This window comes from Agarivorans sp. 1_MG-2023 (genome assembly GCF_030548385.1).
Lineage (GTDB): Bacteria > Pseudomonadota > Gammaproteobacteria > Enterobacterales > Celerinatantimonadaceae > Agarivorans.
In genome coordinates this window covers 144,509-165,187 of record NZ_JAUOSJ010000008.1, presented here as the reverse complement: position 1 = coordinate 165,187, position 20,679 = coordinate 144,509, and the positions used below count along the sequence as shown (strand labels likewise).

Here is a 20,679-nt window from a genome sequence, read left to right as displayed (position 1 = left end):
TTGTTCTTCTCCAGCTAGAGTCTCAGCATAGCACGCTGATTCTAGAGACAAAAGAAAAGGCGACTAATAAGTCGCCTTCGTTGTTAGCTTATTCAGTTTACTGAATGATGCGGTACAAGTTTTCGTCACCGCGTTGAATATTTACCGCGAGTACTTTGGGTTCGGTTTCTAGTAGCTTGCGTAAGTCGGCGATGCTGCTAATTCGGATTTTGTTAATACCGATAATAATATCGCCTTCTTCAAAACCGTTAGCAAAGGCCTTTGAGTTGCGTTGAATTTTACTGACCACTACGCCAGAAATATCAGCGCCTTTAGCGGTAGAGCTCAAACTCGCGCCTTCTAGGGCTGGATGCATAACTTTAGCGTTAATGTTTTGCTCTTCAGCTTGCTGCAAAGTAACTTTAAAACTAATGTCTTCGCCATCTCGAATCGCGCCGATCTTAATGGTTTTACCTGCACCCATGGTGCCTATTTTGGCGCGCAGTTCCGCAAAGCTTTTCACCTTTTTATCATCAACAGCAATAATAATATCGCCTGGCTTAATGCCTGCTTGATCTGCTGCTGAGCCTTGCATCACTTGATTTACAAATGCGCCGTGCTGCGAGTCGGTACCAAAGGCTTTGGCTAAATCGCTGTTTAGTTCGCCACCTGTAACGCCTAATACGCCGCGGCGTACCTCGCCAAATTCAATAATTTGGTCTGCTAGGTTACGTACCATGTTGCTTGGGATGGCAAATCCAATGCCAATATTACCGCCATTAGGGGCGATAATGGCGGTGTTAATACCGATTAACTCACCGCGTAAGTTAATTAACGCGCCACCTGAGTTACCGCTATTAATGGCGGCATCGGTTTGAATAAAGTTCTCGAGGTTTTCGATATTTAAGCCGCTACGACCTAGTGCACTTACAATGCCTGAGGTAACCGTTTGGCCAAGACCAAATGGATTGCCAATAGCGATGGCAAAGTCACCCACTCGGAGTTCATCAGAATCAGACAGCTTTATATCAACCAGCTCGTCGGCATCAATTTTTAGTAGGGCAATATCGGTGTGGCGGTCACTGCCTAATACTTCTGCTTCAAAGGTGCGGCCATCTTTTAAGGTCACTACGATTTCGTCAGCTTCATGAATAACGTGATAGTTAGTAATCACGTAACCCTTTTTAGCATCAATCACCACGCCCGAGCCTAAACCCTGAAATGGACGCTCTTGTTCGCCAGTATCTGGGTTACCACCGGGTCCGAAGAAATACTTAAATAACTCTGGGAGTTGTTGCTGAGAGACTTTAGTCCCCGCAACTGAGATATTCACCACTGCGGGGGTGGTTTGCTCCAGTACTGGGGCTAAACTAGGCAGAGGCTCTCCACCTACAGAAAACGGCAGTGCAGCCTGAGCTTGCAGTGTGGTGGTGCCAAGGAAAAGTGAAAACAGCAAAATGACAAATTTCTTTGTGGACTTGCTCATTTAAATACCCTCAATAAACAGTTGTCATGATAAAAAAGCAGGATCTTAAAGACCCTGCTTAGTTTAAAAAGTTCAATGATTTAGCTAGCTTTACGCTGCGCTTCGGTAAATAAACCTGATGGCTCGTTAGAATAGTCTTTAGGCTGCGCGTCATTTGATTCAACGCTGTCATCTACTTCTAACTTTTCTTGATAATCGGCGAATAGCTGCGGCTGGGCTACGTCATCACTAATCAATGATTTTGACTGACTTGCCATATGCTCGTAAATGCCTTGGTACTGCTTAGCCATATCTTCAAGTAGTTGGGCACTGGTAGAAAAGTGCTCCTGAACTTGCTCTTTATAGCTATCTAATTCGGCTTTGTTTTGTGCTAACTCTTGCTTCATGCTGGCGTCGTTAGTTCCGGCTGGTTTAGATGCCATACGACTAAGGAAGAAACCAATAGCGACACCAATAAGAAGAAAAATCATACTGCTAATTGCGCTCATATTATTCCTTTGTTGGTCTTGATGAACTTTCAATATACTTGAGAATGGTTTCACATGGTACTATCAATTTTGGTCTAATTTTTGCGGGTTTTGGGAATAGGGAAAGGATGACTCCACAGCTACAATATGAGCAAGATCTGCAACGTGATGATTTTGTAAAAGACAATGCACAAGCCTTTGCAGTAGCTCAGCTACAAAGAGTTTACGAACAACTCTCTGATAAACCAGCGTTAACACTAAGCAAACCTTCCTTATTCGGAAAACTAAAAGCGCGCTTTTCGAGGAGCCAGGAAGTGGCCCGCCAGCAAAGTGTGCAAGGCCTTTATATGTGGGGTGGAGTAGGTAGGGGGAAAACCTATCTTATGGATACCTTTTTTAATTGCCTGCCGCAGCAGCGTAAAATGCGGGTGCATTTTCACCGCTTTATGCAGCGAGTTCATCACGAACTCAAAACCCTTGATGGGCAAAGCAATCCGCTTGAAATAGTCGCCGACCGTTTGATTACTGAAGCAGAGGTTATCTGTTTTGACGAGTTTTTTGTTTCAGACATTACCGACGCAATGCTGTTGGGCACTTTGTTTGAGGCCTTGTTTGAGCGTGGCGTTACGCTGGTGGCGACTTCAAATATTCCACCTGAAGATCTTTACCGAAATGGCTTACAGCGTCAGCGTTTCATGCCGACTATAAAGTTAATTCAACAACACTGCCAAATACTGAATGTAGATGGTGGTAGTGATTATAGAATGCGTACCCTTAATGAGGCTGAGATTTATCATTACCCTTTAGATAAACAAGCCGAACAAAATCTGGCGCAATATTTTTTACAATTGTCTAACGAGCCTCGCCAGCAACTTGGTCAAATTGAAATAAATCAACGGATGATTAATTTTGTCAATGAAGCCGACAGTGTATTGCACATAGAGTTTGCTGAACTGTGTGAAGGCGCGCGTAGTCAATTAGATTACATTGAGTTGGCAAGGCTCTACCACACGGTATTGCTATCGGGCGTGGTGGCCATGGGTGCTAAAAATGACGACGCTGCTCGCCGCTTTATTGCCCTAATTGACGAGTTTTATGAGCGTAATGTTACGCTTATTATTGCTGCCGAGGTGGCGCTAGAGAAATTGTATAAAGGGGGACGCTTAAGTTTTGAATTTGAACGCTGTTTGTCTCGTTTACAAGAAATGCAGTCTCACGAATATCTAGAAAGAGAACACTTACCTTAAATAATCTAGATTAAAGGTGGTTTTTTTTTGTACTTCCCCTATAATCTTGCCACCCCACGTTACATGTCACCGATTTGGTGGCACTAACAGTCAAGTCTACTCCGTATTCGAAGGGATACCATGAGTGGCTATTTTCACGTTTGTGATTTTCACAAACACGTGTGTAACAGTTATTTTGGGTTATATATACAAATGAAAACTTTTGTAGCCAAGCCAGACAGCGTAAAACGCGACTGGTACGTTGTAGATGCAGATGGTAAAACTCTGGGTCGTATCGCAACTGAAATCGCTTCTCGCCTACGCGGTAAGCATAAAGCTGAATATACTCCTCACGTAGATACTGGCGATTACATCGTCGTAATCAACGCTGAGAAAGTAGCCGTAACGGGCAACAAAGCGAAAGGTAAAATTTACCACTCGCACACTGGTTACCCTGGTGGCTTAAAATCAATTAGCTTTGAAAAGTTAATCGATAAAGCACCTGAGCGTGTTATCCAGTCTGCAGTGAAAGGTATGTTGCCAAAAGGTCCTCTAGGCCGTGCAATGTTCCGTAAACTGAAAGTATTCGCTGGACCTGAGCACACTCATGCGGCTCAGCAACCACAAGTATTAGACATTTAAGTTACGGAATTTTAATAATGGCTGAGAATCAATACTACGGCACTGGCCGTCGCAAAAGCTCTACTGCTCGCGTATTTTTAAAAGCAGGTAGTGGTAACATCACTGTAAACAACCGCACTTTGGACGTTTACTTTGGCCGTGAAACTGCTCGTATGGTAGTTCGTCAACCACTTGAACTAACTGAATTGTTAGAAAAAGTTGACTTACTCGTTACAGTTAAAGGTGGTGGCACAACTGGTCAAGCTGGTGCTATCCGTCACGGTATTACACGTGCACTAATGGAATACGACGAAAGTCTACGTCCTGAATTACGTAAAGCTGGCTTCGTTACTCGCGATGCTCGTAAAGTTGAGCGTAAGAAAGTTGGTCTACGTAAAGCACGTCGTCGTCCGCAGTTCTCTAAACGTTAATTGCTACGCACATTCGTGTTACAAAAAAGCTCGGCTATGCCGGGCTTTTCTTTATTCTAAAAGGTTAAAAACCTTGATTTCCCTTGTCAATTTGTGTGTTTTTTATTACTATTTTGTTCGCATTTACCTGCAATAATGTAGTAGCAAGTAAACGCTACCAGTAGCAGAAAAACGCTACCTTGTGCAGCATGCCGCAAGGAAAATTACAATAATTGCGCGGATCCTTACCGGAGAGACATTGGATGAGCAACGCTCCTGTCGATGCTGGCCGTCGTCGCTTCCTAACCTGGACAACAGCTGTTGTCGGTGGTGTAGGAGCAACGTTTGCCGCAGTACCTTTTATCAGTTCATGGAATCCGAGTGCCAAAGCTAAAGCAGCTGGAGCACCGGTAGAAGTGGATGTTAGCAAAATAGAACCTGGACAATTACTACGTGTAGAATGGCGTGGTAAGCCTGTTTGGGTGGTTAGCCGTCCTCAATCGGTTCTCGATAACTTGAACACCCTTGGTGACAAGTTACGAGATCCTGACTCTGAGGAGCCTCAACAGCCCGAATACACAGTTAATGTGCATCGCTCAATTAAGCCTGAGCTGTTCATTGGTGTTGGTTTGTGTACTCACCTCGGTTGTTCACCTACTTACTTACCTGGTAGCTTTGGTGAGCAAGTTCAAGGTGTTGAATACGGATTCTTCTGTCCATGTCATGGTTCGAAATTTGATATGGCTGGACGGGTTTTCCAAAGTGTACCCGCACCACTGAATTTGGTTGTACCTCCTCATCACTACGTTGATGAAACAACCATTTTGGTCGGTTTGGACCAGGGAGAGGCATAAGATGAAGGCACTTATCGGTTGGATCGATGAACGGATCCCGTTGACCAAGACCTACAACAAACATGTGGGCCAATACCCAACGCCAAAAAACTTCAACTTTTGGTATATTTTTGGCTTTATCGCCATGGTGGTATTAGTTAACCAAATCCTTACTGGGATTTGGCTAACCATGAATTACAACCCATCTGGCGATGGTGCTTTTGCCTCTATTGAATACATCATGCGTGATGTGGAATATGGCTGGCTACTGCGATATATGCATTCAACGGGGGCTTCAGCCTTCTTTGTTGTGATTTATTTGCATATGTACCGCGGTTTAATTTACGGCTCTTACCAGAAACCTCGCGAACTGATTTGGTTGTTCGGGATGTTAATTTTCTTGGTATTAATGGCTGAAGCCTTTATGGGTTACTTGTTACCTTGGGGGCAAATGTCCTACTGGGGCGCGCAGGTAATTATCTCGCTATTTGGGGCTATCCCCGTTATTGGCGATGATTTAACCCTATGGATACGTGGTGACTACGTAATCTCGGGCGCAACCCTTAACCGGTTCTTTGCACTGCATGTTATTGCACTGCCACTAGTATTGGTTATGTTGGTGTTCTTACATATTGTTGCTTTGCATGAAGTAGGGTCGAATAACCCAGACGGCATCGAAATTAAAGAGAACAAAGATGAAAACGGTTGGCCAAAGGATGGTATTCCTTTCCACCCGTACTTTACAGTAAAAGACTTAGCGGCGATTGTAGGCTTCTTGTTCTTCTTCTGTTGGGTGATGTTCTTCTTCCCTGATGGTGGAGGTTATTTCCTCGAAAAACCAAACTTTGAAGCGGCTAACCCTCTGAAAACACCGGACCATATTGCCCCCGTTTGGTATTTCACACCGTTTTACGCCATTTTGCGTGCGGTCCCTGATAAACTATTGGGTGTAGTAATGATGGGCTTGTCTATCGCAGTGCTGTTTGTTCTGCCGTGGTTAGACCGTTGTAAGGTTAAGTCGATTCGTTATCGCAGCACCATACATAAACTAAACATTGCACAGTTTGTAATTTGTTTCATTATCTTGGGGGTTCTAGGTGTATTGCCTTCGACTCCTGCTCTAACGTTATTGGCGCAAATCACCTCTTTTGGTTACTTTGCCTATTTCTTATTACTCTGGATTTACAGCAAGAATGAGAAAACTAAGCCACTTCCAGATAGGGTAACTAAATGATGAAGAATGTCTTTTTAGCATTAGCGTTACTTGTCCCTAGCTTAGCGTTTGGGGCGGGTGGCAACGTACACTTAGACAAAGCCAATTACGACCTGACTGACAACGCCTCGTTGCAAAATGGTGCTAAGTTGTTCATGAACTATTGCTTCGGTTGTCACAGTACTCAGTACCAACGTTATAACCGCGTAGCTGAAGATTTAGGTATTCCAGTTAAATTAATGGAAGAAAACTTGATTTTTACCGGGGTAAAGCCGGGTGAATTGATGGAAAATGCGATTCAGGAAGATGATGCAGCTAAATGGTTTGGTGCTCCAGCACCAGATTTAACTTTAGTTGCTCGAGTGCGTGGAGCAGATTGGGTTTATACCTACCTACGTACATTTTACGTTGATGAGACTCGTCCATTTGGGGTGAATAACAAAGTTTTCCCAAGTGTTGGTATGCCACACGTATTGCAAGAGTTGCAAGGTGTACCTAATGCAGTCTACGAAACAAGAATGATTGATGGTGAAGAACAGCAAATCTATGTTGGCATCGAATCAGATGGTAGCGGTGAGATGAGCGACGATGAATATGACCACGCAGTATTAGACCTCGTTAACTTCTTGGTTTATTCAGCTGAACCGATTCAGCTAGAGCGTAAACGCCTAGGTTATTGGGTGTTAGGGTTCCTGTTTATCTTCTTTATTATTAGTTATCTATTGAAGAAAGAATACTGGCGCGACGTACACTAAGTCATAAGCTAGTATTTGTTTATCGGCAATAGCATTTATGCTGTTGCCGTTTGTGTATTTATTTTTGATGGTTTTTGGAGGATTCAATGGCTGTAGCTGCCAACAAGCGTTCGGTAATGACGCTATACTCTGGTGCTAACGACTTATATAGTCATCAGGTACGTATCGTATTGGCTGAGAAAGGCGTCAGCGTAGAAATTAATCAGGTTGACCCGGATAACTTGCCGGAAGATTTGATTGATTTGAATCCGTACAGCTCTGTTCCTACCTTGGTTGATCGTGAATTGGTGTTATACCAATCTCAGATCATTATGGAATATTTAGACGAGCGTTTTCCTCATCCGCCACTAATGCCGGTTTATCCTGTATCTCGTGGTTCAAGTCGTTTAATGATGCACCGCATCAAAAATGACTGGTATACATTGGTTGAGCAAATTGAAAAAGGCGACAACGCTGATGCAGCGCGCAAACAATTAACCGAAAGCTTAATTGGTATCGCTCCTGTTTTTGCTGAAATGCCTTACTTCATGAGTGAAGAATTTAGCTTAGTAGATTGCTACCTAGCACCTTTATTGTGGCGCTTACCTACTTTAGGTATTGAGCTTGTAGGTAATGGTTCTAAAGAGATTAAGTCTTACATGATCCGTGTATTCGACCGTGAATCTTTCCAAGCATCATTAACTGATTCTGAACGCGAAATTCGCGATGGGTTCTTAGGTTAATGACTAGCGAGATGACACCAAATAGGCCTTATTTACTTAAGGCTTTTTTCGACTGGTTGTTAGATAACGAATTAACACCGCATTTGGTGGTAGACGCAACGCAAAGCAACGTAACGGTTCCCAGTCAGTTTGTTAATGACGGACAGATAGTATTGAATATTGCCCCCTCTGCGGTAGGTGCATTCAGTATGGATTTGGAGCATGTTGGCTTTAGTGCGCGGTTTGGCGGTAAGCCTTTTCAAGTGTATGTGCCCATGGCCGCGGTTGTAGCCATTTACGCTCGCGAGAATGGCGCTGGTACGGTATTTGAGCCTGAAGCTGCTTACGAGCCAGCAGAAGAGCTTGAAAGCGATGTACAGACTGAGGTGGTAGAAGAACCACCAAAGAAACCTACGCTAACGATCGTTAAATAAAAAAAGCGCCAATTGGCGCTTTTTTTGTGTCTTAAATTGAGCGTTTAGCTTTCGTCTACTAACTCAAATACCTTAATGACTTTGCTTACACCTGTTTCATGTCTGGCAATATCAATGGCTAGGCTCTCTTCTTGAGCAGTAACAACACCAATCAAAAACACTTCGCTATCTTCTGTGATTACTTTGATTTTTCCTGGCGGAAGCTTACTGTCTTCGTATATCTTAAACTTCACTTTGGTGGTGATCCACGAATCGTTACTGCGTACACCCAGTGAGACGGGGGGCTTGATACGAACTTCATTCAGTACCTGCTGAACTCCTTCAACCTCTTTTACAATTTGGGTAATTTGGTTAAAGTTTTCTTCGCTTGGTGTTTGCCCAACAATTAATGTTCGACCATTTAAGGCCACAACAGAAAGTTTACTGTTACGCCAAATCTCATCTGATTGACCTAAGGCATTTAATGCTTGTAGCTCAATCCCTTGGTCGTCAAACTGAGTGCCAATTGTGCGTCTGTCGGTGGCTGCGCCTGCGGCAACCCCTGCTCCTACTACCACCGCTCCAGCGCAAGCTTGAAGCAGCCCGGCTAAAACGATAATGCTGACTAAACGTAACATCCTCTAATCCTCTTGTTGGGGAAACAACGTACGGTCGACTAAATCACATAAACTATTTAGGGCCAGTAAGTGTACTTCGTTGATTCGAACACTTTGCTCGCCTGGTACTCTAATCTCTACATCTTGCTCGCTAAGTAAACCTGCCATTTCTCCGCCATCTTTACCAGTAAGGCCAATAATACTCATGTCGCGATTCACCGCAGCCTCCATGGCTTTAATCACATTACGGCAGTTGCCTGAGTCTGAAATGGCCACCAAAATGTCGCCTTGTTGCCCTAGAGCGCGAATTTGCTTGGCAAATACTTCATCAAAAGAGTAATCGTTAGCGATAGCTGACAACACTGAGCTGTCGGTACTTAAGGCCAATGCCGGTAAGCTTGGGCGTTCGGTATCAAAGCGGTTGACTAAGTTGGCCGAGAACTGTTGAGCTAGTGCTGCTGCCGAGCCATTGCCTGCAATCAGCAATTTATTACCATTAAGTAAAGCTTGCGCAATAATAATAGTGGCCTTTTCAATAGCATCAGGTAGGGCCTCGGCTGCGGCTATTTTTGTCTGAATGCTTTCTCTAAAGATTTCTTTTATTCGTTCTTGCATCTCATTCCCCAAAGGCGTTTTGGAACCATTCCAAGTGCGGTGCTTGTTCCTGAATGGCCACTACGTCAAAACGCATGGCAGTATCAAATTGGTTCAAATTTTGTTGTTGTAAGTAGTGTTGCGCACTTAGCAATATTCGGCGTATTTTATGCTGATCAACTGCTGCTACTGCGCCGCCAAAATCACGGCTTTTTCGGTATTTAACTTCAACAAATACCCAGGTGTCAGCCTGCTTACAAATTAAATCTATTTCGCCTCGTCGGCAATGATAGTTCTGCTCGACCAGCCTTAGCCCTTGTTGTTTTAGGTAATCAGCCGCTTGTTGTTCGGCGGCTTGGCCTTTATTCAACTGGACTTTCTTGAATATTGCTTTCTTGAACAGTGCTTTCTTGAATCGTGTCAGCTTGAATTTCCAAGGGAACCAATTGGCCATTTTTATACTGTGTCCACGTTAGCTGGCGTACGACTAAACCTTGTTGGTCAACGCTTAGATTTCCAGTTAAGCCTTTAAACTGGTACTCAGAGTAACCACGCATCTGCGCCAATTGGTTAATTAAGCTGTAAGCATCGTAACCTAGGCCATACAGGCGTTTTTGCGAGTCTGATGAACTCGGCCATAGCTGTTGGTGGCGAATCGAGTTCACCGACTGTTGTTCAAGTATCCAAGGCATCTCACTAATGTAAATACCGTCTAACTCATTCTCGCTGGTCTCATCATTTTTATCGTAGCTGCGCGAGCTTGCATATAAACGTGGGCTAACAGCAAAGGGGCTTACGGTAACATCAATAAAGGCCTTTATCAGTTTGGTTTCAGTATTGGTACCGACTAAGTACAGCGAATTTGCATCACTGCGAGAACGTACTTCGGCTTCAATATCTTGGCCAACAATTTGTTTAAACTGACTAATGCGTTGTTGGCTGGTATCAGTGTGTAACAGCTTGCGTACCGCACGCTGTAAATCGTTGCGGTTTGCGTAAAAAACAACATCTACCGGTGAACTTGAATGCAGTTTCCACTCTTCACTAAAGGCTTCTCCCATGCGAGTGCCCAAGCTACTTTGTGGCGCTAAAATAAGTGGGTTTTGTTCTTCTCGCTGAGCCATGAATTGCGCGGCTTGTTTAGCTTCGTCTTCTGGAGACAACGGAAAGAAGAATTGAGCGTCATTTTCGGTCGCTTGAATATCGTTAAGTGCAAACACTGGCATGCTCGGGGCAAGATTTACCAAGCTACGTAGCTGCGATTTAAGCAATGGCCCAACAATAAAGTCTATTTGGTCTAGCTCCAATTGTGGATATAGTGTTTCCATAGCCTGGGCTTGAGTGTCGTAAAATACCAACTCGGCATCACTATAAAACTCGCTTTGTTGATCTAAGAAAGCCGATACTAGGCCGTCTTTTACCGCTAAAGCGTTGCTTTGATACTTACCGGTTAATGGCAACAACACGGCGATTTTTTTAGGGGCGTAAGGACTAATGCTTAATGCTTTAGCCAAATCACCGCCGACATAGTCTAGAGCTGGGTGCTCTGGGTAATCAGTTTTCCAATTTTGTAGAGTAGCAATCAATTTTTCTGGAGATTGCTTGGGTTCATTACTAATCGCTACAATTTCTAACCAGCCGTTTCTTAGCTCGTTTCCAGGTTGCTGAAAGCTGCGCAGGGTAAATGCTGTTAGTGGTTTAAGTTGTTGCCAAATGTTTTGGTGGTTACCTTCGCGAGACTCTTCTGCTAAGTAGCGGTCTAGCTCAATATATGCGCCTGCTGCGGCTAGCGGGTTGTTTTGTTGTTGGTAGATATCACCACGGCTCAGGTAATAAGCAAACCAGTAATCATCAGGCAGTTGCCAAAGTGGATCAAAATCTAATATGCCCAGCGCTTTTGTGTAATTGCCTTGCTGCTGTTGAGCATAGGCTTGCACGATTCGTAAACCTGCTGCTTGTTTGGGCGTGGCGGCCTGTTTACTGAGTGATGTGGTTACCGCATCACCTGCTTGATACATACCTTGCTGGTAGTAGGCTTTAGCCGCAAGCAACTCCCACTCAAAGCTTTGTTCAACCGGCGCGATGCTGGCCTGATCCAAGTAAAATTCTGCGTTATGTTCTGGCGCAAGTGCAATTGACGGTAATTCAATAGCAACAACGGGTGGCTTGGTTGGGCCACTTGTACAGGCCGCGAGTATAAGCACAAGGCTTAAACTGATATAACGTAGCGCTGAAATCAGGTTATGTTTCAAGGTTCATACCACTAGTATTGATTAGTTAGTGCATATATTAAGAGCCTAACGCTAAATAATCTACAATCGAAGTGGCGAAAGATTGAGGCAAGTGACGCTTTTGATTAAAGTAGAGGCCGTTTTTACCAGAGGTTAGTTTATGTCAGCTATCGGCACCTTATATATTGTGGCAACTCCCATCGGCAATTTGGCTGATATTACATTACGTGCTATCGAGGTGCTAAAAAACGTATCGATGATTGCGGCAGAGGACACTCGCAATACCGGTCGTTTATTGTCCCACTACGAAATTGGTACTCGGTGTGTTGCCGTGCACGACCATAACGAACAGCAAAAAATTGCTTGGTTAGAGCAAAACCTGTTGGAGGGTAAAGACATTGCTCTAGTGTCTGACGCTGGCACGCCACTGATTAATGACCCTGGTTATCATTTGGTCAATGCTTTTCGAGCGAAAGGTTACCCAGTGGTGCCATTACCGGGCGCATGTGCGGCGATAGCGGCTTTATCGGTAGCTGGTTTGCCTACTGACCGCTTTCTATATGAAGGCTTTCTACCTGCTAAAACTAAAGCGCGCCAAGAGCGACTTAACGAGTTACGACAAGAAACGCGTACGGTTGTGTATTACGAGTCACCTCACCGTATCGTTGATAGCTTGGCGGATATAGTTTTGTGTTTAGGGGATGAGCGTCAGGTTGTGATGGCGCGCGAAATCACTAAAACCTTTGAAACGATAAAGTCGTTACCGGCCGCCGAGCTATTAGCGTGGGTAAAGGCGGATGCCAATCAACAGAAAGGTGAAATAGTGTTGGTGGTGTCGGGGCACCAAAAAAACAGTGATCAATTACCGGTAGACGCTTTAGATACGCTTAAATTATTGCAAACCGAATTGCCTTTAAAAAAGGCGGCCGCGCTTACCGCTAAAATCTACGGATTGAAGAAAAACGCGCTTTATGAATATGGCTTAAAACAAGCAGAATAAGCGCTATTCTTGCTGCTTATAGTTTGCTATAGTCCGCCACCGGAGTTGGCTAGACAACCGCTGCTTCGTCGTTGTGTGCTCTTTCGAGAGTGGCAGACGGGCGAAGGGGAGGAAAGTCCGGGCTCTATAGGGTAGGGTGCCAGGTAACGCCTGGGGGGCGCGAGCCCACGACAAGTGCAGCAGAGAGAAGACCGCCGATGGCTCATTCGTGAGTACAGGTAAGGCTGAAAGGGTGCGGTAAGAGCGCACCGCGCATCTGGTAACAGATTGCGGCGAGGTAAACTCCACCCGGAGCAAGGCCAAATAGGCCCCCTTAAGGCGCGACCCGCGTTGGGGGCGGGTAGGCTGCTTGAGCCGTTAAGCAATTAACGGCCTAGACGAATGGTTGTTCACGACAAAACCCGGCTTATCGGCCAACTCCCTCTAATTTTAAAGCCCTGTTGCTATGCCAACAGGGCTTTTCTGTTTTTATCATTAAAAACTGCGAGCGAATCTCTGCTAACTCAGCCTTCACTGTTTGTCTTTAAACAAAAAAACGACATTTAATTTGAATTATTTTTTATAGCAAATCTGCCTTGCTGCTTTGTATATCAAGTCTTTAGCCTTTTCTTATTTAAAGTTGGTGGAAATTTGTTCATTTTCTTGCTCAAGGTCGCTTGCAAAGGGGGAGACTCGTCCTTAAACTTAGTGAATTGTGGGATAAAGTGGATCTAAGTGGATCTATTTGACCAACAACTGAATTTAGTTAGGGATAAATGGGGAATTAACACTGATGTTACGTGGTGCCAGCTCAATCAATCTAGACGCGAAAGGACGGCTTACAATGCCGACCCGTTATCGCGAGTGGTTGATGGACGAGTGCCACGGGCAAATGGTGTGCACCATCGACATTAATCATCGTTGTTTATTGCTTTATCCATTAGCCGAATGGGAAGAAATAGAGCGCAAACTTAAACGCCTTTCTAGCATGAATCCTGCCGAGCGCCGCTTGCAGCGTTTGCTATTGGGCTATGCCGATGATTGTGAAATGGATAAAAACGGCCGTTTGCTTATTCCGCCTCCGCTGCGCCAACATGCCAGCTTGGAGAAAAAAATTATGCTAGTCGGGCAACTCAATAAGTTTGAGTTATGGTCAGACGAGCAATGGCAGCAACAAATTGTTGCAGATATTGCCCTAGAAGAGGACGTTGATATGTTAACCGATAACCTAAAGGATTTTTCACTTTAGCATGAGTACTGAATTTGCCCATACCTCGGTACTGCTGCAGGAATGTATCGACGGTTTAGCCATTAAAGAAGATGGTATTTATGTAGATGGCACCTTTGGTAGAGGTGGACATAGTCGCGCTATTTTGCAGCAATTAGGCCCAAACGGGCGACTCATTGCTATCGACCGTGATCCTCGAGCTATTGAAGCGGCCAAGCAATTTGCTAACGACCCGCGCTTTCAAATTGTTCATGGGCCATTCTCGGGGATAGAGAAATACATTACTGAGCTAGGTTTAGCCAAAAAAATAGACGGCGTATTACTCGATCTTGGTGTGTCTTCACCGCAGTTAGACGATGCAGAGCGTGGCTTTAGCTTTTTACGTGATGGCCCATTAGATATGCGCATGGATACTTCGCAGGGCCAAACGGCTGCACAGTGGTTAACTCACGCGGCCGAAGAAGACATTGCTTGGGTTATAAAAACCTTTGGCGAAGAAAAGTTTGGCAAACGTATTGCTCACGGCATTGTGAATGCTAGAGCGGAAACCGAGCTTACCGGTACCTTGCAGTTAGCCAAGATTATTGATGAAGCCTGCCCAGTTAAAGACAAATTTAAGCATCCTGCTACCCGTAGCTTTCAGGCTATACGCATCTATATAAATAGTGAGTTGGATGAAATTGACACTGCTTTATTGGGCGCAATGAATAGCCTTGCTACCGATGGACGTTTAGCGGTAATTAGCTTCCATTCTTTAGAAGACAGAATGGTAAAACGCTTTATTCGCAAGCAAGAAAAGGGTGAGCAATATCCAAGAGGTTTGCCATTAACCGAAGAGCAACTGGCTAGTGGCCGTTACTTAAAAGCGGTGAGTCGTGCTATCAAGCCTAGTGCCGCCGAAATAGAAGTGAACCCGCGTTCGCGCAGTTCAGTATTGCGAGTAGCTAGACGATTGTAATGAGCGAGCTTAATCGCCAGCCCAATTTGTTACGGGCAATGTTAAAAGACCTGTGGCGTAACAAACAGCAATTTTTGTTGTTAATTGCCGCCGTAGTATCGGCTTTTTGCGTGGTATGGGCCACTCACCATACTCGTATGTTTGTGGAGCAACGTGAGTTGTTGATGATGAGCCGTGACGAGTTAAATGTAGAGTGGCGACACCTATTAATTGAACAGAATGCCTTGGCTGAACACAGCCGCATTGAGAGCATCGCCAAGAAACGCTTGGATATGCATCGACCTAAAATTAAAGATCAAGTGGTAATAAGGCAGTAATGAACAGTAAAGCAAACAAACATGGACTGTTTATTCATTGGCGCTTTGTGCTAGTGATGGCAGTAGTTTGCCTGGTGTTTACCGCTCTGGTTAGTCGCGCTGCCTATATCCAAGTAATTGCGCCTGATATGTTAATTGAGCAAGGCGATTTACGTTCTATTCGAACCAAGACGGGTTACGCTGAACGTGGCGTAATTACCGACCGTTTAGGCAACGAACTGGCTGTTAGTGTTCCGGTTCGTGCGGTGTGGGCCGATCCTAAGCATGTTGCTGATCAACATAGTTTTGAAAACAAAGAAGCCTGGGTTGCTCTTGCCAAAGTACTTGATACCGATGTAGATAGCCTGCAGCAACGGGTTAGTAACCCGAAACGTCGCTTTGTATATCTGCAACGCCAAGTCAGTGCCGCAGTGGCAGGGTACGTAGAAAAACTCAAAATTAAAGGTGTCTACTTAAAGCCTGAGTCACGTCGTTTTTACCCTACCGGTGAAGTGAGTGCTCACCTTGTTGGCTTTACCAACATTGACGATAACGGCTTAGAAGGCATTGAACGTAGCTACGATGACTGGTTAACGGGTGAGCCGGGCAAGCGTAAAGTACGTAAAGATCGCCTTGGCCGAGTGGTTGAAGATTTAGCGGTAATTCATCAAGCGAAACAAGCTCAAAACATCGCCTTAAGTATCGATCAACGAATTCAAGCCATTGCCTATCGCGAGCTCAAGAAAGCAGTAGCAGATACTCAAGCTACGTCGGGCAGTGTGGTGGTATTAGACATTGATACTGGCGAAGTGCTAGCGATGGCTAACAGCCCGTCGTTCAATCCTAATAACCGTAACGAATTTCAAAGTTATCGCTATCGCAATCGCGCGATTACCGATAGTTACGAGCCTGGTTCAACCGTAAAACCGCTATCGGTGATTGCGGCTTTAGAGCGTGACCACATTGGCGCGACCAGCATGATCAATACGAACCCAGGTTGGATGCAGATTGGCGGTAGACGTGTACGAGACTCACGGAACTACGGAGAAATCAGCCTCACCAAGGTTATTCAAAAATCCAGCAACGTTGCCACAAGTCAATTAGCTCTTAAAGTGGGCGTAGAAGGTATGTTAGATACTTTCTATGACGTGGGATTTGGTAACGACTCAGGCCTAGGTTTAGTGGGTGAGTCTGGCGGTCAAATGCCGCAGCGTCGCCGCTGGTCAGATTTCGAGTTAGCTACTTTATCCTTTGGTTATGGCTTGATGGTCACGCCGTTACAGTTAGCACAAGCCTATGCAACCATGGGCTCTGGCGGCGTATTCCGTCCAACGTCAATTATTAAGTTACAACAAGCGGCTACCGGAGAGCGGGTGTTTGAGCAAAACAAGGCTCAAGCTGTTTTAGAGATGATGGAGTCGGTAATTCAAGATGGCGGTACTGGGCAAAAAGCTGCGGTACCTGGCTATCGTGTTGCGGGTAAAACTGGCACAAGCCGTAAAGCGGTGCGTGGTGGTTATGGTGATGACTACGTTGCTATTTTTGCTGGTGTAGCCCCCGTGAGTAACCCCAAGCTGGCCATTGCTGTATTTGTTAATGAGCCGAAAAATGACCGTTATTATGGTGGCGATGTTGCTGCACCGGTATTTTCAAAAGTGATGCAGGGTGGATTGCAGTATTTAAATGTAGCCCCTGACGACAACAACAGCAAAGTTGTACAGCTAAATGGAGGCAGCAATGGCAACACCTGATTTATCTGCCCTGTTAGCCCGATTTGCTATTTCGGTTGCACCCGACATTAGTTTTAAACATCTCTCGCTTAACAGCCGAGAGATTACCTCTGGTGACATCTTCGTGGCGGTAAAAGGCCATCAAGTAGACGGTAGAAATTATATTGAAGCAGCCATTAATGCGGGTGCTGTAGCGGTCATTATCGACGCGGATGATGAAAAGGATCATGGCCATATCTCGTGGTTAAATAAAGTGCCTTGCATTCAATTTTGGCGTTTAAATCGTCAGTTGTCACAATTGGCTTCGTCGGCCTATTTCCCTGATGGTAACCCTCTAACACTGGTTGGGGTGACTGGCACAAACGGCAAAAGTACCGTTACTCATTTAATTGCTAATTTAGCCAACTTAAATGGAGTACCTGCAGCGGTAACCGGTACTTTAGGTAATGGTAAGCCCGGGCAGTTGATCGCCAGCGAGAATACCACTGCTGATGCAATCACAATTCAACGCCAACTAGCAGAGATGCACCAGCAGGGATTCAAGTTAGTAGCGATGGAGATTTCTTCTCACGGATTGGTGCAACAACGTGTGGCGAGTGTCCCTTTCAAGGTAGCTATTTTTACAAATTTAAGCCGTGACCATTTAGATTATCACGGCAGCATGGCGGAATATGGTCGCGCCAAGCAAGCTTTGTTTGATTGGCCAAGTTTAGAGTGTCGATTAATCAATGCCGATGATGGCTTTGGTAAGCAGTTATTACAGCATTATCCAAGCGCTCAAGCCTTGTCTCTGGAAGATAGCCGAGCCGCTTGGCAAATTGGTGATTTACAGTTCAGTGAACTAGGGGCGAGTGGCTATTTACTCAGCCCAGATGCCAGCCATGAAAAAGTGCATTTTCAAAGCCCGCTATTAGGGCGGTTTAATGCCGACAACTTATTAGCGGCGATAGCTTGTTTGCAGCATATTGGCCTTGAATTTGCCGATATTATTGGGTCGCTACCAAAGCTAAATGCAGTGCCCGGAAGAATGGAACTGTTTACGGGTAAGTGTTCTGTGGTAGTGGATTATGCACATACACCTGATGCCCTAGATAAAGCGCTAAGCGCGCTGCGTCAGCATTGTCATGGCAAGCTTATTTGTATTTTTGGCTGTGGTGGTGATCGTGACAAGGGTAAGAGGCCACTAATGGCGGCCATTGCAGAGCAAAAAGCGGATCAAGTGATAGTGACTGACGATAACCCACGATTTGAAGATGCTAACGCAATCGTAGAAGACATTCTGTTGGGCTTTCAGCATTCGGAGAAAGTAACGGTAGTCCATGAACGCTCGGCTGCTATTGCTCAAGCGATTGAACAAAGTGGCGCGAAAGACATTATTTTGGTGGCCGGTAAAGGCCATGAGAGCTATCAAATTATTGGTGCAGAAGTACGAGATTATGATGAGCGTGCGTTAGTGCAGCAGTTAGTGGGGGCATCCGTATGATTCCATTAACGCTTGCTGAATTACAAGCCCCGTTAAATGCCCAGCTACATGGCCAAGACTTAACCATTGAGCAGGTGAGTACTGATACTCGCCAAGCAATGCCTAAGGGGTTATTTATTGCCCTAGTAGGGGAGCGATTTGATGCCCATGAATTTGCCGATAAAGCGCTTGAACAAGGCGCTATAGCCTTAATTGTAGAGCGTAAGCTAGCGATAAATGTGCCTCAATTAGTGGTGGCGGATTGCCGTATTGCTTTAGGGCAAGTAGGCAGTTACTTACGTGAGAAACTAGGCCTAGCGTGCTGTGCGATTACCGGCAGTAACGGTAAAACAACAGTAAAAGAAATGTGCAGTGCTATTTTGACTCAGTCAAAACAAGTGCTAGCCACTAAAGGCAATTTTAACAATGACATCGGTGTTCCGCTGTCTTTATTGCGTGCAGAGCCTCAGCATCAAGTGGGTGTTTTGGAGTTGGGGGCAAACCATATTGGTGAAATCGCCTACACCGTTAACTTAGTTAAGCCTCAAGCAGCGTTGATCAATAACGTTTCTGACGCTCACATCGAAGGCTTTGGCGACCAACATGGCGTGCTAAAAGCAAAATCAGAATTGTTTTTGGACTTAACCGCTGAGCAAACCGCTATTTGTGAGCTAGGTTCTGAATATCAAGCTTATCTTGATAAAGCCGCAAGCCCAGCTGCCGTGCAGCATTTTGCTTTGGACAATAAGCAAGCCGATTTCTTTGCCAGCAACATCAATTCGATTGGCTTAACAGGCAGTCGATTTAGTTTACATACCCCTCTAGGGCAGGTTGATGTTCAAATAAATTTAGCCGGTGAGCATAATGTTAAAAACGCTGTTGCTGCTGCGGCGTTAGCTATGGCTATGGGGGCTAATTTGCAGCACGTTCAACAAGGCTTGGCCTCGCTTGAGAAAGTGCCCGGCAGGGTGAACCTTCAATCGTTGAGTGCGTCTATCAATTTGATCGACGATAGCTACAACGCAAACCCAGCATCATTTAATGCTGCGGTGGACATTCTGGCAAGTTTTGAAGGTAAGCGCTTCCTCATTGCTGGTGCTATGGGAGAGATGGGGCAGCAAACTAAACAAGTACATAAAGACTTAGTGAGCAGAGCGCTTGACAGCAACATCAGCTTGTATTCTTATGGCGCGTCTTTTGACGAGGTGCTGGCTGAAATTGGTCAGTCCTCACTAGGTTTTGACAGCCATGACACGCTAGTTAAGCAGTTGATTAAAAGCTTAGAGGAGCAAGCCGGTAAAGCCTCGCTTGTTCTTGTGAAAGGGTCGCGTTCGACCCACATGGAAAATGTCGTTAAACAGTTACAGCAATATTATAAGAAGGGTTTGGAATGTTAGTTTGGTTGGCGGAATATCTGCAGCAATACTTTAGTGGATTTTCGCTATTTGGTTACTTAACCTTTCGCGCCATTGTTAGTGCGTTAACGGCTTTGGTATTTGGTTTGTGGATGGGGCCAAAACTGATTCGTCGTTTACAACTACTACAAATTGGCCAAACAGTCCGTAACGACGGTCCTGAGTCGCATTTAAGCAAGTCAGGCACGCCGACGATGGGCGGTGTATTGATCATTGCTTCAGTTTTTTTATCTACCTTACTGTGGGCACGTTTAGATAACCCTTATGTATGGGTAATGTTGTTTGTTTTTGGTAGTTACGGTGCCATTGGTTTTGTTGATGATTACCGCAAAGTTATACGTAAAGATCCTGCAGGATTAATTGCCCGTTGGAAGTATTTTTGGCAATCGGTGGTTGCGCTTATTGTTGCTGTGTATTTGTTCTGGAGTGCTGATTCCGCAGCGCAAACTCAGCTGGTGCTGCCGTTCATTAAAGACATAATGCCTCAATTGGGTTGGCTGTTTATTCCGCTGACTTATTTGGTAATTGTGGGTAGCAGCAACGCGGTAAATTTAACCGACGGTTTAGACGGCTTAGCCATTATGCCGAGCGTAATGGTGGCATCGGCCTTTGCGCTAATTGCTTATTTAACCGGTAACGTTAACTTTTCTAGCTATTTGTTCATTCCATACATTCCTGAGTCTAGTGAGCTAGTTATTGTGTGTATGGCCATGGTGGGCGCTGGCTTGGCATTTCTTTGGTTCAATACCTATCCTGCGCAGGTATTTATGGGCGATGTAGGTTCGCTAGCCATTGGTGCTGCACTGGGTGCGGTAGCGGTGTTGGTTCGCCAAGAGCTGTTACTAGTGATTATGGGCGGTGTTTTTGTCATGGAAACGGTGTCGGTAATTTTACAAGTGGGTTCTTACAAGTTACGCGGACAGCGAATTTTTCGTATGGCGCCCATTCATCACCATTACGAGCTTAAAGGCTGGCCGGAACCACGAGTGATTGTACGCTTTTGGATCATCTCTTTGATCTTGGTATTGATTGGTTTAGCTACCTTAAAAGTTCGATAAATTTAGG

Annotated in this window: 22 protein-coding genes and 1 other RNA gene; 17 read left to right on the top strand and 6 right to left on the bottom strand. The window is 45.0% G+C overall.

Going from position 1 to position 20,679, the window contains the following annotated elements:
• Positions 1–97: 97 nt before the first annotated feature.
• Positions 98–1,465, bottom strand: coding sequence for a DegQ family serine endoprotease (locus tag Q4592_RS13510; RefSeq protein ID WP_303513924.1), 1,368 nt, complete (start codon positions 1,463–1,465; stop codon positions 98–100).
• 80 nt (positions 1,466–1,545) lie between these two features.
• Complete coding sequence (locus Q4592_RS13505) at positions 1,546–1,953, bottom strand: YhcB family protein (RefSeq protein WP_137673661.1); 408 nt, start codon at positions 1,951–1,953, stop codon at positions 1,546–1,548.
• Positions 1,954–2,060: 107 nt separating this feature from the next.
• Here Q4592_RS13505 and zapE point away from each other — a divergent pair, with 107 nt between their 5' ends.
• The 8 genes from zapE (at position 2,061) to Q4592_RS13465 (ending at position 8,125) form a co-directional block, all read left to right on the top strand.
• Positions 2,061–3,179, top strand: a complete 1,119-nt coding sequence (zapE, locus tag Q4592_RS13500; protein ID WP_303513921.1) for a cell division protein ZapE — start codon at positions 2,061–2,063, stop codon at positions 3,177–3,179.
• A gap of 192 nt (positions 3,180–3,371) precedes the next feature.
• On the top strand, positions 3,372–3,800 hold the full coding sequence (gene rplM / locus Q4592_RS13495; RefSeq protein WP_137673663.1) for a 50S ribosomal protein L13: 429 nt from the start codon (positions 3,372–3,374) through the stop codon (positions 3,798–3,800).
• A gap of 17 nt (positions 3,801–3,817) precedes the next feature.
• Positions 3,818–4,210, top strand: a complete 393-nt coding sequence (rpsI, locus tag Q4592_RS13490; protein ID WP_040306930.1) for a 30S ribosomal protein S9 — start codon at positions 3,818–3,820, stop codon at positions 4,208–4,210.
• A 242-nt stretch (positions 4,211–4,452) separates the two neighbouring features.
• Positions 4,453–5,043, top strand: a complete 591-nt coding sequence (gene petA, locus Q4592_RS13485; RefSeq protein WP_137673664.1) for a ubiquinol-cytochrome c reductase iron-sulfur subunit — start codon at positions 4,453–4,455, stop codon at positions 5,041–5,043.
• Between the two features lies 1 nt (position 5,044).
• Complete coding sequence (locus Q4592_RS13480; protein WP_137673665.1) at positions 5,045–6,256, top strand: cytochrome bc complex cytochrome b subunit; 1,212 nt, start codon at positions 5,045–5,047, stop codon at positions 6,254–6,256.
• Positions 6,256–6,990 carry a cytochrome c1 gene (locus Q4592_RS13475; protein ID WP_303514037.1) on the top strand — a complete coding sequence of 245 codons (735 nt, stop codon included), beginning with the start codon at positions 6,256–6,258 and terminating at the stop codon, positions 6,988–6,990. The genes Q4592_RS13480 and Q4592_RS13475 overlap by 1 nt, the downstream gene beginning before the upstream one ends.
• Positions 6,991–7,076: 86 nt before the next feature.
• The gene (gene sspA, locus Q4592_RS13470; protein WP_137673666.1) at positions 7,077–7,712 is read left to right on the top strand and encodes a stringent starvation protein SspA; all 636 of its coding nucleotides are present in this window, start codon (positions 7,077–7,079) and stop codon (positions 7,710–7,712) included.
• Between the two features lie 11 nt (positions 7,713–7,723).
• Entirely contained in the window at positions 7,724–8,125 is a 402-nt protein-coding gene (locus tag Q4592_RS13465; protein ID WP_303513912.1) for a ClpXP protease specificity-enhancing factor, read from the top strand.
• Positions 8,126–8,169: 44 nt separating this feature from the next.
• On the opposite strand, the gene dolP is transcribed toward Q4592_RS13465, so the two are convergent.
• From dolP to Q4592_RS13445, 4 genes are read right to left on the bottom strand one after another with little or no spacing between them, the layout of a single operon-like run.
• Positions 8,170–8,742 carry a division/outer membrane stress-associated lipid-binding lipoprotein gene (dolP, locus tag Q4592_RS13460; RefSeq protein ID WP_303513911.1) on the bottom strand — a complete coding sequence of 191 codons (573 nt, stop codon included), beginning with the start codon at positions 8,740–8,742 and terminating at the stop codon, positions 8,170–8,172.
• Positions 8,743–8,745: 3 nt separating this feature from the next.
• Positions 8,746–9,336 (bottom strand): SIS domain-containing protein, encoded by a 591-nt coding sequence (locus Q4592_RS13455; RefSeq protein WP_303513909.1) that lies wholly within the window; start codon positions 9,334–9,336, stop codon positions 8,746–8,748.
• Between the two features lies 1 nt (position 9,337).
• On the bottom strand, positions 9,338–9,685 hold the full coding sequence (locus tag Q4592_RS13450; RefSeq protein ID WP_303513908.1) for a YraN family protein: 348 nt from the start codon (positions 9,683–9,685) through the stop codon (positions 9,338–9,340).
• Positions 9,678–11,567 carry a penicillin-binding protein activator gene (locus Q4592_RS13445; RefSeq protein ID WP_303513907.1) on the bottom strand — a complete coding sequence of 630 codons (1,890 nt, stop codon included), beginning with the start codon at positions 11,565–11,567 and terminating at the stop codon, positions 9,678–9,680. Before Q4592_RS13445 ends, Q4592_RS13450 begins: the two co-directional genes overlap by 8 nt.
• 139 nt (positions 11,568–11,706) lie before the next feature.
• Between Q4592_RS13445 and rsmI the strand changes: the two genes are divergently transcribed.
• The 9 genes from rsmI (at position 11,707) to mraY (ending at position 20,672) form a co-directional block, all read left to right on the top strand.
• Positions 11,707–12,546, top strand: coding sequence for a 16S rRNA (cytidine(1402)-2'-O)-methyltransferase (gene rsmI, locus Q4592_RS13440; RefSeq protein ID WP_303513906.1), 840 nt, complete (start codon positions 11,707–11,709; stop codon positions 12,544–12,546).
• Between the two features lie 41 nt (positions 12,547–12,587).
• Positions 12,588–12,971, top strand: an RNA gene (rnpB, locus tag Q4592_RS13435) — RNase P RNA component class A.
• A 347-nt stretch (positions 12,972–13,318) separates the two neighbouring features.
• The gene (gene mraZ / locus Q4592_RS13430) at positions 13,319–13,774 is read left to right on the top strand and encodes a division/cell wall cluster transcriptional repressor MraZ (protein ID WP_303513904.1); all 456 of its coding nucleotides are present in this window, start codon (positions 13,319–13,321) and stop codon (positions 13,772–13,774) included.
• 1 nt (position 13,775) lies between these two features.
• On the top strand, positions 13,776–14,711 hold the full coding sequence (gene rsmH / locus Q4592_RS13425) for a 16S rRNA (cytosine(1402)-N(4))-methyltransferase RsmH (protein ID WP_303513902.1): 936 nt from the start codon (positions 13,776–13,778) through the stop codon (positions 14,709–14,711).
• Positions 14,711–15,028: a cell division protein FtsL gene (gene ftsL, locus Q4592_RS13420; protein WP_137673674.1), complete on the top strand. Its 318-nt coding sequence runs from the start codon at positions 14,711–14,713 to the stop codon at positions 15,026–15,028. Before rsmH ends, ftsL begins: the two co-directional genes overlap by 1 nt.
• Positions 15,028–16,758: a penicillin-binding transpeptidase domain-containing protein gene (locus tag Q4592_RS13415; RefSeq protein ID WP_137673675.1), complete on the top strand. Its 1,731-nt coding sequence runs from the start codon at positions 15,028–15,030 to the stop codon at positions 16,756–16,758. The genes ftsL and Q4592_RS13415 overlap by 1 nt, the downstream gene beginning before the upstream one ends.
• The gene (murE, locus tag Q4592_RS13410; protein ID WP_303513899.1) at positions 16,745–18,220 is read left to right on the top strand and encodes a UDP-N-acetylmuramoyl-L-alanyl-D-glutamate--2,6-diaminopimelate ligase; all 1,476 of its coding nucleotides are present in this window, start codon (positions 16,745–16,747) and stop codon (positions 18,218–18,220) included. Before Q4592_RS13415 ends, murE begins: the two co-directional genes overlap by 14 nt.
• Complete coding sequence (gene murF / locus Q4592_RS13405; RefSeq protein ID WP_303513897.1) at positions 18,217–19,596, top strand: UDP-N-acetylmuramoyl-tripeptide--D-alanyl-D-alanine ligase; 1,380 nt, start codon at positions 18,217–18,219, stop codon at positions 19,594–19,596. Before murE ends, murF begins: the two co-directional genes overlap by 4 nt.
• A complete protein-coding gene (mraY, locus tag Q4592_RS13400) occupies positions 19,590–20,672 on the top strand; it encodes a phospho-N-acetylmuramoyl-pentapeptide-transferase (protein WP_137673678.1) in 1,083 nt (360 codons plus the stop codon). The genes murF and mraY overlap by 7 nt, the downstream gene beginning before the upstream one ends.
• Positions 20,673–20,679: the final 7 nt, after the last annotated feature.